Here is a 14978-nt window from a genome sequence, read left to right as displayed (position 1 = left end):
CGACCAGCGCGGCCAGGCGGTCGGCCTCCTGCGAGAGGGAATGAGCGGCGGCAGTCGACTGTTCGGCCATGGCGGCGTTCTGCTGGGTCGACTGGTCCATTTCGCCGACCGCCGTATTGACCTCCTGCAGGCCCGAGGCCTGTTCCTGCGCCGCGCTGGCGATCTCGGAGACGAGGCCGGTGGCGCGGGTGATCTCCTGTGCCATGCGCTGCAGGGCGCTGCCGGTCTGCCCAACCAGCGAAACCCCCTTCTCGACCTCGCTGTTGGAGGCGGCGATCAGCTCCTTGATCTCCTTGGCGGCTTCCGCCGAGCGCTGGGCGAGCGCGCGCACCTCGGAGGCGACGACGGCAAAACCTTTGCCGGCATCGCCGGCGCGGGCCGCCTCGACGCTGGCGTTCAGGGCCAGCAGATTGGTCTGGAAGGCGATCTCGTCGATCACGCCGACGATCTGCGAGATTTCTTCGGCCGACTTCTCGATGCCGCCCATCGCCACTACCGCATCGCGCACGATCGCGGTCGACTGCTCGGCCTCGGCCTTGACCTGCGTCGTCGCCTGATTGGCCTGGCGCGCGCTCTCCGCCGTCTGCCGCACCGTGGCGGTCAGCTCGTCGAGCGCCGTCGCCGTTTCCTCGACGGAGGCCGCCTGCTGCTCGGTGCGCCCGGCGAGGTCGTCGGCCGCCTGGCTGATCTCGATCGAGCCGGCCTTCATGCTCTCGGTGTTGGTCGCGATCTGCCGCATCGTCTCCTGCAGCTTGCCGATCGCGGCGTTGAAGTCGTCGCGCAGCTTGGCGTAGTCGGAGCCGAAATTCTCGTTGATGCGATAGGTCAGGTCGCCCTCGGCGAGATGCTCGAGGCCGGCGCCGAGCGCTGCGACGACGCCCTCCTGCGTCCGCGACAGCTCGGCCCGCTCGGCCTCGCTGCGCCGGCGCTGGCCGTCGGCGGCATCGCGATGGGCGGCCGCCTCCTGCTCGACGCGCGCCTTGTCGGCCTCCATGGCATCCTTCGCCACGGCGGCGTCGCGGAAGATCACGAGCGCCCGCGCCATCGAGCCGATCTCGTCGGGCCGGTCCTGATGGGCGATGGTGGTCTGGAGATTGCCGGCGGCGAGCGCGTTCATCGTGCCCGACAGCGAGGTCAGCATGCCGTTGGCGCGGCGGCTCAGGAAGATGACGAGGCCGAACATGAGCAGGACCAGCGGCACCAGAACCTTGGCGACGTCGCCGAGCATCCGCACGAAAGCGGCGTCGACGTCATGGACATGCAGGCCGGTGCCGATCAGCCACTGCCACTTCGGCACGGACATGACGTAGGAGATCTTGAGGGATGCTTCCTTGTCGCCCGGCTTGGTCCAGTCATAATCGATGTAGCCGGCGCCCTTGTCCCGGGCCAGCTTGATCATGTCCTGGATGAAGAAGCGCCCCCTGGCGTCCTTCAGCGGGATCATGTCGGTCGTCTCGATCTTCTTGTTGGCGTGCGAGACGCTGATGCCGTTGAAGCCGATGACGAAGTAGTAGTTGCCGCCGTCGAAGCGGGCCCCGGCCAGGGCGTCGATCGCCATCTTCTTGGCCTCGGCCTCGGGCAGTTCGCCCTTCTCGGCCCGCGCGAGGAAGCTGTTCACGGTCGTCGTGGCGGCTTCGACCGCGTTCTTCACCTCGACGCGTTTGAGCTCCATCATGTCGTCGCGCGCCATGTAGAGGGCGAGTCCGGCGCTGGTGACGGACATCACGACAGCAAGCCCTGCGATCAGTGCAAAGGAACGGCTGATCGACAAGGTGGCGAGCTTCTTCGTCAGCGACATGCGCAAGACCCCTGCGAAACGAGATTCGCAAGAGTCGCAAGAAATGGCTAATGCTCGCTTAACGTTAAGGGAATCCGCTCCCGGTTTCTTAACCTTGTCTCAGATCGCCGGTGCGAAATCCTCACCCGGGCGGCGCAGGCTCTCGTCGGATCGCTCCCGTCGACGGACCGTCGGGCGACGCCCCGAGCACAGCGCCCGGGCGAGCCCGCGCAGCGGCGCCGTCAGCCGGTGAACATCCTCGACGCGGGCCATGATCCGGCCGGCAGTCTTCAGTTCGCGGTCGAGCCGTGCCATCGTTCGCGACAGCTCCGGCTCGTCGTCGTCCAGCCAGACCTCGCTGACCCGCGCCATCAGCAGCACGGCGCCCTGAACCCGCACCGGACCCAGCCCGTCCTCGGTGCGGATGCCGGCCGACGCCAGCATGTAGCGCCAGGAATTGACGGCACCGCGGTTGAGCGCCGCCATGGTCAGTGGATCGCGCCGGATCACCGGAGCGAGGCGGCGAAGCCCGGCCTTGTAGGGTGCAAGCGCATCGAGCCGGCGCATGACCAGGTCGAAAAGCCGCTCGCGCACCGGCTCGGCTGCGAGATCGTCGGACGAGCCGGCGAGGACGGCCTCGTCGACGAGGCGGGTGAGGCCGCCGAGCATGGCGAGCTTCGAGGGGAACAGCCCCCGCAGCTTGGCGAGCGGCAGACCCGCCTCGGTCGCGATGTCGCCGAGTTCGATCTCGTCCCAGGGATGTGTCGCGGCGAGGCGCATCAGCGCCTCGACGGCCTGCTTGCGCGGATCGACCGGCGGCTCGACCGGAGCAGCGGCGGTTTCGGGGGGCAGCGGAGCGCGGGCCATGGCGGTTCTCCTTCGCGACGGTTGTCAGGAGAAGCTAGGCTGCGATCGCGGCCTATGAAAGGCCGATCAGCCCGAAAGCTCCCCGGCGCGACGTTTGGCGGCAGCAACCGTCTCGACGATCAGCGGCTCCAGCGGGCCCATCAGCACCGACAACCCGGCCGCCGTCGTCCCGGCCGGCGAGGTCACGTTCTGGCGCAGCGTCGCCGGCGACAGCGGCGACTGGTGAAGCAGTTCGCCCGCCCCCACGATCGTCGCACGCGCCAGGCGCTCGGCGATGTCGGCGGGCAGACCCGCTTCCTTGCCGGCCGCGGCCAAGCACTCGACCAGATGGAAGACATAGGCCGGCCCCGACCCCGAGACTGCCGTCACGGCATCGATCAGCCCCTCGTCCTCCAGCCATTCCACCGTGCCGATGCTCCGCAGCAGAGCATCCGCCATGGCGCGCTGTGCTCCCGTCACGCCGCTTCCCGCCGCCGCCCCGGTCGCACCCCGCTGAACCGAGGCCGGCAGGTTGGGCATGGCCCGGATCATCGCGGTGGCGTTCGGCAGCCGCGCCGAGAGATCGGACAGCGTCTTCCCGGCGAGAATCGAGATCAGCAATGTGTGCGGCCGGATGAAGGCCTGGACGGCGGGCGCCGCCGTGTCGAGCATCTGCGGCTTGGTCGCCAGCACCAGCACCTCGACGGAGGTGAGAGAGGCCGGATCGGGGTTCAGAACCATGCCTGTCTCGGTGGCGAGCGCGACCATCTCGTCGGAGGGCTTCGGGTCGATCAGGCTGATGCCCGCAGGGTTCATGCCGAGCCGCAGCCAACCCTCCAGCATGGCGCCGCCCATCTTGCCGGCACCGATCAGAACCAGGGAAGTCGGCAGGGCGCTGGACATGGCGGATTCTCGCGGTTTTCGGACGTGAACGTCATTCTCGGGCTCGTCCCGCGAATCTCACAGCCGGAAGTCTCCGGTTCGAGATGGTCGGGTCAAGCCCGTCCATGACACGCGGACGCCCGCCCGGGTGAAGTCCGGCAAGGCGAAGCGCGAAACTCAGGCCTCGCCGACAGTCTCCAGCATCGAACCCTCGAGACCTTCGCGGGCCGTCTTGCCCGCCCAGACGACGAACTGGAAAGCCTGGAAATAGCGCTCGCAGGCGTCGATGGCCGCCTTGATCAGCGCCGCCGCCTGTTCCTCCGTCGGCTCCGCCCCGCCCGAGAGCAGCAGGGCGTGACGGTACATGACGACGTTTTCTGAGCTCCAGAGGTCGAAATGGCCGAGCCAGAGCTGCTCGTTGACCAGGCTGACCAGTTGCAGCACCTCGCCGCGCCGCCGTTCCGGCACCTTCAGATCGAAGGCGCAGGCGACATGGATCGCCTCGACCTCCTCCAGCCAGGTGATCGCGACGTGATAATCCGACCAGCCGCCGGTGACCGCGACCGACAACTCGTCGTCGCTGTCGCGGTCGAAGCTCCAGTTGTTGAGGGCGGCGAGCCGCTCGATCAGGTCGAGGGGGTTGGAGGGCCGATCGAGTTCGCCGTCCAGTTCGAGATCCATCATGCCCTTGGGTCCAACTGCCGGCCCCGTGAGAGGGCCGACGCGTTCGAGAACGGGGACGCGGTGACGAAAAGCTGAAGGACGCAACCCACAGGCATCGTGCGGCCCCTGCGACCGCGCGACACGCTCCCCCGGCCATCTAAGCGATTGGACCGACGAATCAATTTCTACCACCGACGTTAGCGCAGGGCGTATGACACTCCCAACACGATGTGACGCTCGGCGGATTCGGGGGCCGGGCTCAATCCCCGTGGCAGCCTGTCCACAGCACATGGCTGTGGATGCCGGCGGCGCAAGGCAAGGCGTTCTGCCCGATCCGGGGATGCGTGCCCGCTAGGGCTCGCAACCGCAATCGTCGTCGGGAATGCGGAGTCAGGCCTTGGCGTCAGACGCCGGCTTGGCCACGGCCTCGAGCGCGGCAAGGCGAGCGGCGAGCCGATCATTCTCCTCGCGGGCGAGCACGGCCATCTCGCGCACCGCCTCGAACTCCTCGCGCGTCACCACATCGAGATCGCGCAGCAGGCGCTCGATCTGCGTTTTCACCACGGTCTCGATCTCGCGGCGTACGCCCTGCGCCGCGCCGGCGGCGTCGGTGGCCAAGCGGGCGATGTCGTCGAGGATACGGCTGCTGGTCGTGACCATGGGGGCTCTCCGGACAAAGGCCCGTCGGGGCCGGCTTCACCGCTATATGGGGGAGCAGAGGGCCTCCCGCAATCGGATGGAGCGCCACGGGCCCGCCGCTGCGACCGGTCCGTCTGGACCTGCGCTGCACATCGGCCTAGAAAGACCGCACAGGGACTGCAAAAACACTCCAACCCGTAAGCGACCAAAGACAAGCGGGAGGCGTCATGATCATTCGTTTCAGCGGCCCGGTCCTCGGGGCGGCCGCCGCGCTCGCGCTCGCAGGCTGCCAGGAGACCACCACCGCAGCGCGCCCCCGGGTCGACGCACCCGGCGTTCCGGTCTCGGTCCAGAGCATTTCCGGCGCGCCCGATTCGGTGACGACCCGCTTCGCCGGCCTGCTCGGCGAGGCCGCCGCCGAGCGGCGCATGGAGATCGTGCCCGGCGACAAGCCGGCCCGCTTCCGCGTGCGCGGCTATCTCACCGCCCAGCCGACCGAGGACGGGCAGACGGCGCTCACCTTCGTCTGGGACGTCTATGACGAGAGCAAGAAGCGTGCGCAGCGGGTCCAGGGCGAAAGCCTCGGCCGCCGCGGCGGCGGCTCCGATCCCTGGTCGGGCATCGACCAGACGGTCGTCGCCAAAGCCGCGGCCGAATCGATGGATGCGATCGCAGGCTTCCTGGTGACGACGCCGGCCGTCGAGGCCGTATTGCCGGCCGACAAGGCCAAGGCAGCCGATGCCAAGCCCGCCGGCGGCGCGGCCAAGACGGCGGGCACCGCCACGAACGGCCGCCGGCTCTGATCGACGCCGTCCGGGCCGGGCCGCCGCGCCAGCTTCTCTGCGTCGATTTGGCAACCATCGCACAGGGCTTTCGCAGTGCAGCGGTCGACTCACCGTCACACCGCTGTTAAGAGCGCTGCCATCAGGGCCGGCCGCGCGCCGGCCATCCAGCTCCGTTCCAATGGTGCGCCACGGCATGCCCTCTTCTTTCAAAGTCGTCGCCGGCAATTCCAACCGGCCGCTTGCGGAAGCCATCTGCGCCCATCTCGGGATCCCCCTCGCCAAGGCGTCGGTGCGTCGCTTCGCCGACATGGAGGTCTTCGTCGAGATCCAGGAGAATGTGCGCGGACAGGACGTCTTCATCATCCAGTCCACCTCCTTCCCGACCAACGACCACCTGATGGAGCTGCTGATCATCACGGACGCGCTGCGCCGCTCCTCGGCGCGCCGCATCACGGCGGTGATCCCCTATTTCGGCTATGCCCGGCAGGACCGGCGCGCCTCGGGCCGCACGCCGATCTCGGCCAAGCTCGTCGCCAACCTGATCACCCATGCCGGCGTCGACCGCGTGCTGACGCTCGATCTTCATGCCGGGCAGATCCAGGGCTTCTTCGACATCCCGACCGACAACCTCTTCGGGGCCCCGCTGATGTCTCGCGACATCAAGGAGCGGCTCGACTACAAGAACGCCATGGTCGTCTCGCCGGATGTCGGCGGCGTGGTGCGCGCCCGCGCGCTGGCCAAGCGCATCGACGCGCCGCTCGCCATCGTCGACAAGCGCCGTGACCGGCCCGGCGAATCCGAGGTGATGAACATCATCGGCTCCGTGGAGGGCCGCTCCTGCATCCTGCTCGACGACATCGTCGATTCCGGCGGCACGCTGGTGAATGCGGCCGAGGCCCTGCTCGAACAGGGCGCGCGCGAGGTCTATGCCTACATCACCCATGGCGTGCTCTCAGGCGGCGCCGTGGCGCGCATCGCCAATTCCAAGCTTAAAGAACTGGTGATCACCGATTCGATCATGCCGACCGAGGCGGTGAAGGTGGCGCGCAACATCCGCGTCCTCTCGATCGCGCAGCTGATGGGCGAGGCGATCGAGCGCACGGCGCAGGAAACCAGCGTCTCCAGCCTGTTCGACTGACAAAGTGTCGGCATTTTTCACAGCCCTCATCCTGAGGAGCCGCGAAGCGGCGTCTCGAAGGATGCTCCAGCGCGCTCTGGAACATCCTTCGAGACGCGGCCTTGCGGCCGCTCCTCAGGATGAGGGCTGAGGGAAACGAGATGAGCGACAGCCGCGCGCTGGTCCTGTTCTCGGGCGGACAGGATTCGACTGTCGCCCTTGCCTGGGCGCTCGAGCGTTTCGAGGCGGTCGAGACCGTCGGCTTCGACTATGGCCAGCGCCATCGCGTCGAACTCGAATGCCGCATGACGATCCGGGAGGCCCTGCCCGCGCTGTCACCGCGCTATGCGCAGCGCCTCGGCGACGACCACAGGGTCGATCTCGCATCGCTGGGCGCGATCTCCGAGACGGCGCTGACCCGCGACACGGCAATTGCCTTCGCCGAGACGGGGCTGCCGACCACCTTCGTCCCCGGCCGCAACCTGATCTTCCTAACCTTCGCCGCGGCGCTGGCCTACCGCCGTGGCGCGAAGCACATCGTGCTCGGCGTCTGCGAGACCGACTATTCCGGCTATCCCGACTGCCGCGACGACACGATCAAGGCGATGCAGGTCGCGCTCGGTCTCGGGCTCGACCGCCGGCTCGTGCTGCACACGCCGCTGATGTGGCGCGACAAGGCGCAGACCTTCGCGCTGGCGCGAGCACTCGGCGGAGAGGCGCTGCTCGATCTGGTGGTCGAGCAAAGCCATAGCTGCTATCTCGGCGACCGCTCGACCCGGCATCCCTGGGGCTATGGCTGTGGCAGCTGCCCCGCCTGCGAGCTGCGGGCGAAGGGTTTCGAAGCTTATCTGATCTCTCCCGACGACAGCGGACCTTCCCATGACTCTTGACCGTCAGCGCCGGATCGAAGGGCTCGTCGCCCTCGTCCTCTTCGCCCTGACCATTCCCGTCGCTAATTGGCTGATCGGCAATGCCGGCACGGTCTGCGTGCCCAACGGCCCCTGCCTCGTGCCGGTCTGGCCGGGCATCAAGGCCCCCAGCGGCGTGCTGATGATCGGCCTCGCCCTCGTCCTGCGCGACATCGTCCAGCGCCGTCTGGGCACGGCCGCCGGCCTCGGCGCCATCGCGGTCGGTGCCGCCATCTCCGGCTTCGTGGCCCCGACGGCGATCGTCGTCGCCTCGGTGGCCGCCTTCCTGCTTTCCGAGCTTGCGGATTTCGCGGTCTATACGCCGCTGCAGAAACGCCGCTTCGTCACGGCGGTGATCGCCTCCAGCCTGGTCGGACTGGTGGTCGACAGCGTCGTTTTCCTGCAGCTCGCCTTTGGCAGCCTCGATTTCCTCAGCGGCCAGATCATCGGCAAGGCCTGGATGGTGCTGCTGGCACTGCCGCTGATGCATCTGCTGCGCCGTCGCGATGAGAAGCTCGGCCTGTCTCCGGCCTGAATCTTGAGGTGGCAGGAGTTCCTTCGGTCGCTTGTCCACAGCCCATCCGGCGCTTGCGGACAATTTGAGCGAAGCGCGAAACGCCGGTTTCACGCGACGCTGACATAGCTGCCCCATCGTCAAGGTGAGGCACGCGATGCGCGAAGACGGATCTGCCGGAGGCCTGCAAGCCCTGCAGAACGACATTCTGGAAATGATCGCCCGGGGAGAGCCCCTCGCAGCGGTGATGAACAACCTGTGCCTGCGGGCGGAGGCGATCGCGCCCGGGACGATCTGCTCGGTGATGACGCTGGACGAGCGGCAGCGGCTGGTCGCCCTCGCGGCGCCCTCGCTGCCCGCCTCCTACAGCCAAGCCGTCACGGGAACGCCCGTCGGCCCGCGCGTCGGCTCCTGCGGCACCGCGATCTACCGGGGCGAGCCCGTCTGCGTCACCGACATCGCCACCGACCCGCTGTGGCAGGGTTTCGAGGATCTCGTGCTGCCGCTCGGCCTGCGCGCCTGTTGGTCGAGCCCGATCACCGCGCGCGACGGCCGCGTCGTCGGCAGCTTCGCGTTCTATTACGACCGGCCGCGCGGCCCCGACGAACTCGAGCACCGCATCGTCGCGACCTGCGTCCATCTCTGCGCGATCGCGATCGAGCACGAGGAGGTTCGCTCGCACAATCATCGGCTGGCCTATTACGACACGCTGACGGCGCTGCCGAACCGGGCCAGCTTCAACGAGGCGATCACGCGGCTGACTGCGGCGACGCCGCTCGATTTCGGCCTGATGCTGATCGACATCGATCACCTGAAGGCCGTCAACGACACGATGGGCCATGCCGCGGGCGATGCGCTCATCGCGACGGTCGGCACGCGGATTCAGTCGGTCGCCGGCGAAGCCGTTGCCTATCGCATCGGCGGCGACGAGTTCGCCGTGATCCTGCCGCGCGGCACGACGGCGGCGCAGATGCGGGCCACCGCCTGCGCCATCCTCGCCGCGATGGCGCCGCCGCTCGATCACGACGGACACGGCATCATGCCCAGCGTTACCATCGGCGCCGCCCTGGCGGGCGAGGATGGTGAGGATGGCGTCACGCTGCGTCAGAACGCCGATTTTGCGCTCTATCATGCCAAGGAGATCCGCCGCGGCGGTTATGTCCGCTTCAAGGACGGCTTGCGCACCTCGATCACGCGGCGCCTCCAGATCAGGCGCGATGTCGATCTCGCCCTGACGGAGGGTCGGATCATTCCCTACTACCAGCCGGTCCTGCGGATCGACACCGACGAGATCGTCGGCCTGGAAGCGCTCGCGCGCATGCGCCTGCCGGACGGGCGGGTCGCCTCCGCCGTCGAATTCCAGGAGGCCATGGCCGATCCCAAGGCGGCCCATCGCATCACCGGGCAGATGCTGAACGCCGTGGCCGCCGACATGGCCGCCTGGCAGAGCGCCGGCATCCATTTTCAGCACGTAGGGCTCAATGTGACCTCCGCCGACTTCGAAAAGGGCGATCTGGTCCAGCGCATCGTCCGGGCGATGGAGCGAGCCGGAGTCCGATCCCAACATCTGGTCATCGAGATCACCGAGCAGGTCTTCATGGGGAGCCGCAAGGACGGCGTCGCCCGGACGATCGAGGCCCTTCGCGAGCGCGGCATTCTCGTCGCGCTCGACGATTTCGGAACGGGGTTCGCGTCGCTGACCCATCTGCTCGACTTCCCCGTCGATATCATCAAGGTGGATCGTTCCTTCATCGCGGCCGCCCAAAGCAGCGCCAAGAGCAGCGTCATCGTCGAAGCCATGGTGGGCATTGCCAACCGGCTGGGGATGAAGATCATCGCCGAGGGGATCGAGGTCGAAGCGCAGGCCGAATGGCTGGTGGCCAAAGGGTGCCTGCTGGGTCAAGGCTTCCTCTATTCGCAGGCCCTGCCCGCCACCATCGTCGGCGGCCTCGTGCAACGGTTTGGACAGAAGGCCGCCGCCACGACTTCGTCCTCGAGCCGCATCACGGCATCCGCCGCCTGAAGCGCGTTCGGCGGACTTGAGATCGCGGCCCGTTTCGCTTATGAGCCTGCCAGCGCCCGACTGACACCCTTGGAGGCACGGGCGCTGAACCGCAAAGAGGCCGCCTGCTGGCGGCCTTGTCTTTTCAAGCAAGGATTCAAAACCATGACCGCCGTGAAGCAAATCGAGGCTTCGGCGCGCGCACAGGTCGGCAAGGGGGCCGCCCGTGCAGTTCGTCGTCAAGGCCAGACACCCGCCGTCATCTATGGCGGGGGCGCCGCTCCCGAAGCGATCGCGCTCGACGCCAACAAGACCCGCCTCCTGATCTATGGTGGCCACTTCCTGACCACGATCTTCGAGATCAGCGTCGACGGCAAGTCGCAGCGCGTGATCCCGCGCGACTACCAGCTCGACCCGGTCAAGGACTTCCCGATCCACGTCGACTTCCTGCGCGTCGCCGCGGGCCAGACGGTGACGGTCGAGGTTCCGATCCATGTCGTCGGCCAGGAGTCGAGCCCGGGCGTGAAGAACGGCGGCCTGGTGCAGATCGTTGAGCATTCGCTCGAGATCACCGTCGAGCCCGAGAACATCCCGGAGGCCTTCGAGGTCTCGGTGGCCGGTCTCGAGATCGGCGACGCCCTCGAGGCGAGCGTGATCAAGCTGCCGAAGGGCGCCAAGCTCACGGTCGGCTCCGACGCAACCATCGTCACCATCGTCCCGCCGATGGCGGAAGAGGCCGACGAGGCCGCCGAGGCCGAGGCTCCGGCCGCCGAAGCCAAGAAGGTCTGATGATGAAGGCCTGATCTGGCTCTCGGGCCGGCATCTCGCCACCATCGCAATACGAACGGCCGGGGGTTCCCGGCCGTTTTGCCGTGAGGGACGACGATCGTCATGCTGATCTTCGCAGGGCTCGGAAATCCCGGCGCGCGCTATGCCCGCAACCGGCACAATCTCGGCTTCATGGCGCTGGACGCCATCGCGCGTACGCATCGCGCCTCGCCCTGGCGCGGCCGCTTCCAGGCGGAAGCCTGTGAGGCGACGATCGGGACCGAGAAGGTCGTCCTGCTCAAGCCCCAGACCTATATGAACGAATCCGGCCGCGCGATCGGCGAGGCGGCGCGCTTCTTCAAGATCGCGCCCGCCGACATCGTCGTCTTCCACGACGAACTCGACCTCGCCCCCGCCAAGCTGCGGGTTAAGCTCGGCGGCGGCAATGCCGGCCATAACGGTCTGCGCTCGACCACGGCCGCGATCGGCAACGAGTACCGCCGGGTCCGCATGGGCATCGGCCATCCCGGCCTGAAGGAACTGGTCCACGCCTATGTGCTGAACGATTTCGGCAAGACGGAGCAGGATTGGGTCGAGGATCTCTGCACCGCCTGCGCCGACAATGCCGCGCTGCTCGCGGCCCATGACGATGCAGGCTTCCAGAACAAGGTACACCTGTTCATGGATGCGCGTGGCCATGGCGCCGTGAAGCGCCTCGGAGAGAAGGCCGGCGACTGAGACGAACTCAGTAGGGCAGCTGCGCGCCGGGCTTGGCGAGCGTCACGCGGCTGGCGCTGAAGCTGCCATCGGCCTGCCGGGTCGCCGTCATCGCCACCTGGGCACCGGCCTTCAGCTCCGCAACGTCCGCCGGAGCGGCCATGATGATGTTCGCATCGGCCGGAATGGTCACCCTCTGCTCGCCACCCGGATAGCTCAGCACGATGCCGGCGCCATCCACGCGCGACACGGTCTCCGCCACCGTCGCGTTGGTCATGGTCGAATCCGGCAGAACGCCCCAGGGGCGGTGCCCCTCGCCCGTGCCGCGCATCGCCTCGGGGAAGATGAAGACCTGGACGGCCAGCAGCGAGCCGTCCGCTTGCGGGCGCGCACCGACGCCGACGAAGCCGCCCTTCTTGATGTCCGCCACTGTCGCCTTGACCACGCCGCCGACCGAATAGCCGGGCGCCAGCGCGACCTTCGCCGCGGCGCCATCGACCGTCTTGATCGTCAGCGTGTTGCCCTCGGAAGCCTCGACCTCGCCGCGAATGCGTGTCGTCGGCGACTGGGCAGAGGCTGCGACGGTGAGGCCGAGGAGGAGGAAGGCCGTGGTGAAAGCGCGCATGGTGATGTCCGCTGGACGACGAATGTCGCCACCTGTTTTTGCGCCGGCAGGGATGAAGCAGCCACGCACGTTCGCGTGACCGACCACAGCGCGGATCGTTGACACGAAAACACGGAAACACGATGTTGGGCTGCAGCGAGGTTGGTATGAGATGAAGAATTTGACGGTGACACTTCCCGACGAGACGCTATCGCGCCTGCGCGTGGCAGCGGCGCGGGAAGGCAAGAGCATGTCGAAATTCGTGACCGAACTCCTCGAACGGCGTGTTGGCCGAACGATCAGCCAGCGCGAAGCGCTCGACAGGTTCCTCGCCGGGCCTCCTCTTCCGCTGTCGGACGAAAACGGCAAACTCCCCTCCCGGACCGAATTGTATGACGAGCACCTTCTTTCTCGACACGAACGTGCTGATCTACAGCCGGGATCCGGGTGCGAAGCAGAAGCAGGAGCGCGCGAAAATCTGGCTGAACGCGCTGATCGAGACGAAGCCGCCGGTGATCAACCTGCAGGTCATCAACGAATTCTGTCACGTCGCGCTTCGTAAGCTCCCGCATCTCGATGTGGAAACCGTGAGAGCCGACGCCGAAAGCCTGAGGATCTGGGGCGACACGCCGATCGATTACGAGACACTGACGGACGCCTGGCAGATCCGCGAAGCAGCAGGCTATCAATGGTTCGATTGCGTGCTACTGGCCGCTGCGCAGAATTTGGCGTGTTCCCACTTCCTCAGTGAAGACATGCGGCATGGTCACGTCGTAAACGGCATGACCATCGTCAATCCGTTCATCGCCCTCCCCGGCGATTTCATGCTTCGAGACTGAAAGACCACCATGGGTTTCAAATGCGGTATCGTCGGCCTGCCGAATGTCGGCAAGTCGACCCTCTTCAACGCGCTGACGCAGACGGCGGCCGCGCAGGCGGCGAACTACCCGTTCTGCACGATCGAACCCAATGTCGGCGACGTCGCGGTGCCCGATGACCGGCTCGAGAAGCTCGCCGCCATCGCCGGCTCCAAGGAGATCATCCCGACGCGGCTGACCTTCGTCGACATCGCCGGCCTCGTCCGCGGCGCCTCCAAGGGCGAGGGCCTCGGCAACCAGTTCCTCGCCAACATCCGCGAATGCGACGCCATCGCCCATGTCGTGCGCTGCTTCGAGGACGGCGACATCACCCATGTCGAGGGCAAGGTCGCGCCGATCAACGACATCGAGATCATCGAGACCGAGCTGATGCTGGCCGATCTCGAAAGCCTCGAGAAGCGCGTCCTGCCGCTGGAGAAGAAGGCCAAGACCGGCGACAAGGAGGCCAAGGAACTCGCCGAGCTGATGAACCGCTGCCTCGTGCTGCTGCGCGAGGGCAAGCCGGCCCGCCTCGTGCAAGTGGCCGCCGACGAGCGCAAGATGTTCGAGACGCTCGGCCTGCTCTCCTCCAAGCCCGTCCTCTATGTCTGCAATGTCGAGGAGGCCGCCGCCGACAAGGGCAACGCTTTCTCCGAACTGGTCAAAGCCCGGGCTGCGGAAGAGAATGCGGTCGCCGTCGTCGTCTCCGCCAAGATCGAGAGCGAGATCGCGGTGCTGCCCGCCGCCGACCAGAAGGACTATCTCGAGGCCGTCGGGCTGGAGGAGCCCGGCCTCAACCGCGTCATCCGCGCCGGCTACGCCCTGCTCCATCTCGTCACCTATTTCACGGTCGGACCGAAGGAGGCGCGCGCCTGGACGATCGAGAAGGGCACCAAGGGCCCCGCCGCCGCCGGTGTGATCCATAGCGACTTCGAGAAGGGCTATATCCGCGCCGAGACCATCGCCTATGACGACTACATCGCCCATAAGGGCGAGAGCGGCGCGCGCGAGGCCGGCAAGTTCCGGCTGGAAGGCAAGGAATACATCGTCGCCGATGGCGACGTGCTGCATTTCCGCTTCGCGAACTGAGCGGGCGTCGGCGGCGATGCTGTATTTCGAGGACTTCATCGTCGGCGAGATGGTGCCGATGGGCAACCTCGCCGTCTCGGAAGGCGACATCGTCGCCTTCGCCTCCCGCTTCGATGCGCAGGATTTCCACGTCGATCCGCAGAAGGCGAAGGCGAGCTTCGTCGGCACGCTGATCGCCTCGGGCTGGCACAGCTGCTCGCTGCTGATGCGGTTGATGGCGCAGAGCTTCCTGCTCAACTCCTCAGGGATGGGCGCGCCCGGCATCGAGGAGGTGAAATGGCTCCGCCCGGTCCAGCCGGGCGATACGCTCCATGGCCGCCGCACCGTCACCGAGATCAAGCCCTCGCGCTCGCGCCCGGCGATGGGCCTCGTCCGCTTCAAGCTTGAGCTCCTCAACCAGCGCGACGAACCCGTGCTGGAGCAGGACAACTGGATCATGTTCGGCCGGCGCGGCGTCGCCGCCCTGCAGCCGGCGGGCGACTGGCTCGCCCATCCGCCGCTCTACGTCCCGCCCGCCTTGCCCGCCCCGATCGAGCCGCCGGCCGAGCCGACGCCGGCCGCGCGCTTCTTCGAGGACATCGCGATCGGCGACCGCGTCGAACTGGGCAGTACCGTCTTCACAGCCGACGAGATCATCGCCTTCGCCCGGTCCTTCGACCCCCAGCCCTTCCACATGGACGAGCAGGCGGCAGCAGCTTCCGCCTTCGGCCGGCTCGCCGCCTCGGGCTGGCATACGGCCTCGGTCTGGATGGCGACCATGGTCACCCATCGCCGCCGCCAACTCGCCGCCTTCGGGCCCGGCCCCGCGCC

The 14978-nt window shown here is 67.3% G+C and carries 16 protein-coding genes and 1 pseudogene; 11 read left to right on the top strand and 6 right to left on the bottom strand.

Going from position 1 to position 14978, the window contains the following annotated elements; translation table 11 throughout:
- The 5 genes from Q8M82_RS19775 to Q8M82_RS19755 all read right to left on the bottom strand — a co-directional run.
- Positions 1-1798: methyl-accepting chemotaxis protein (locus Q8M82_RS19775; RefSeq protein WP_305693007.1), on the bottom strand; the 1798-nt coding region annotated here is incomplete at its 3' end.
- 99 nt (positions 1799-1897) lie between these two features.
- Complete coding sequence (locus Q8M82_RS19770) at positions 1898-2644, bottom strand: ubiquinone biosynthesis protein COQ9 (protein WP_305693006.1); 747 nt, start codon at positions 2642-2644, stop codon at positions 1898-1900.
- 66 nt (positions 2645-2710) lie between these two features.
- Positions 2711-3526: a pyrroline-5-carboxylate reductase gene (proC, locus tag Q8M82_RS19765; RefSeq protein WP_305693005.1), complete on the bottom strand. Its 816-nt coding sequence runs from the start codon at positions 3524-3526 to the stop codon at positions 2711-2713.
- Positions 3527-3682: 156 nt separating this feature from the next.
- Complete coding sequence (locus Q8M82_RS19760) at positions 3683-4189, bottom strand: type III secretion system chaperone family protein (RefSeq protein WP_305693004.1); 507 nt, start codon at positions 4187-4189, stop codon at positions 3683-3685.
- 369 nt (positions 4190-4558) lie between these two features.
- Entirely contained in the window at positions 4559-4828 is a 270-nt protein-coding gene (locus tag Q8M82_RS19755) for an accessory factor UbiK family protein (protein WP_305693003.1), read from the bottom strand.
- A gap of 206 nt (positions 4829-5034) precedes the next feature.
- Here Q8M82_RS19755 and Q8M82_RS19750 point away from each other — a divergent pair, with 206 nt between their 5' ends.
- From Q8M82_RS19750 to pth, 7 genes are all read left to right on the top strand, one after another.
- On the top strand, positions 5035-5610 hold the full coding sequence (locus tag Q8M82_RS19750) for a hypothetical protein (RefSeq protein ID WP_305693002.1): 576 nt from the start codon (positions 5035-5037) through the stop codon (positions 5608-5610).
- Positions 5611-5785: 175 nt separating this feature from the next.
- On the top strand, positions 5786-6730 hold the full coding sequence (locus Q8M82_RS19745) for a ribose-phosphate pyrophosphokinase (protein WP_305693001.1): 945 nt from the start codon (positions 5786-5788) through the stop codon (positions 6728-6730).
- A 140-nt stretch (positions 6731-6870) separates the two neighbouring features.
- Complete coding sequence (gene queC, locus Q8M82_RS19740) at positions 6871-7599, top strand: 7-cyano-7-deazaguanine synthase QueC (RefSeq protein WP_305693000.1); 729 nt, start codon at positions 6871-6873, stop codon at positions 7597-7599.
- On the top strand, positions 7589-8152 hold the full coding sequence (locus tag Q8M82_RS19735) for a VUT family protein (protein WP_305692999.1): 564 nt from the start codon (positions 7589-7591) through the stop codon (positions 8150-8152). Before queC ends, Q8M82_RS19735 begins: the two co-directional genes overlap by 11 nt.
- Positions 8153-8288: 136 nt before the next feature.
- Entirely contained in the window at positions 8289-10154 is a 1866-nt protein-coding gene (locus Q8M82_RS19730; RefSeq protein WP_305692998.1) for a putative bifunctional diguanylate cyclase/phosphodiesterase, read from the top strand.
- 144 nt (positions 10155-10298) lie between these two features.
- On the top strand, positions 10299-10922 hold the full coding sequence (locus tag Q8M82_RS19725; protein ID WP_305692997.1) for a 50S ribosomal protein L25/general stress protein Ctc: 624 nt from the start codon (positions 10299-10301) through the stop codon (positions 10920-10922).
- A 102-nt stretch (positions 10923-11024) separates the two neighbouring features.
- Positions 11025-11639 (top strand): aminoacyl-tRNA hydrolase, encoded by a 615-nt coding sequence (gene pth, locus Q8M82_RS19720; protein ID WP_305692996.1) that lies wholly within the window; start codon positions 11025-11027, stop codon positions 11637-11639.
- A gap of 7 nt (positions 11640-11646) precedes the next feature.
- On the opposite strand, the gene Q8M82_RS19715 is transcribed toward pth, so the two are convergent.
- Entirely contained in the window at positions 11647-12243 is a 597-nt protein-coding gene (locus Q8M82_RS19715; RefSeq protein ID WP_305692995.1) for a hypothetical protein, read from the bottom strand.
- 151 nt (positions 12244-12394) lie between these two features.
- Here Q8M82_RS19715 and Q8M82_RS19710 point away from each other — a divergent pair.
- From Q8M82_RS19710 to Q8M82_RS19695, 4 genes and pseudogenes are all read left to right on the top strand, one after another.
- Positions 12395-12505 (top strand): annotated as a pseudogene (locus Q8M82_RS19710) (FitA-like ribbon-helix-helix domain-containing protein); the annotation flags it as partial.
- Between the two features lie 109 nt (positions 12506-12614).
- On the top strand, positions 12615-13061 hold the full coding sequence (locus Q8M82_RS19705) for a PIN domain-containing protein (protein ID WP_305692994.1): 447 nt from the start codon (positions 12615-12617) through the stop codon (positions 13059-13061).
- A gap of 9 nt (positions 13062-13070) precedes the next feature.
- Positions 13071-14168: a redox-regulated ATPase YchF gene (ychF, locus tag Q8M82_RS19700; RefSeq protein ID WP_305692993.1), complete on the top strand. Its 1098-nt coding sequence runs from the start codon at positions 13071-13073 to the stop codon at positions 14166-14168.
- Positions 14169-14184: 16 nt separating this feature from the next.
- Positions 14185-14978: MaoC/PaaZ C-terminal domain-containing protein (locus Q8M82_RS19695; RefSeq protein ID WP_305692992.1), on the top strand; the 794-nt coding region annotated here is incomplete at its 3' end.

Origin of the sequence: Allobosea sp. (assembly GCF_030694325.1) — a bacterium.
Taxonomy (GTDB): domain Bacteria; phylum Pseudomonadota; class Alphaproteobacteria; order Rhizobiales; family Beijerinckiaceae; genus Allobosea.
This window is presented reverse-complemented; position numbering and strand designations above follow the sequence as displayed.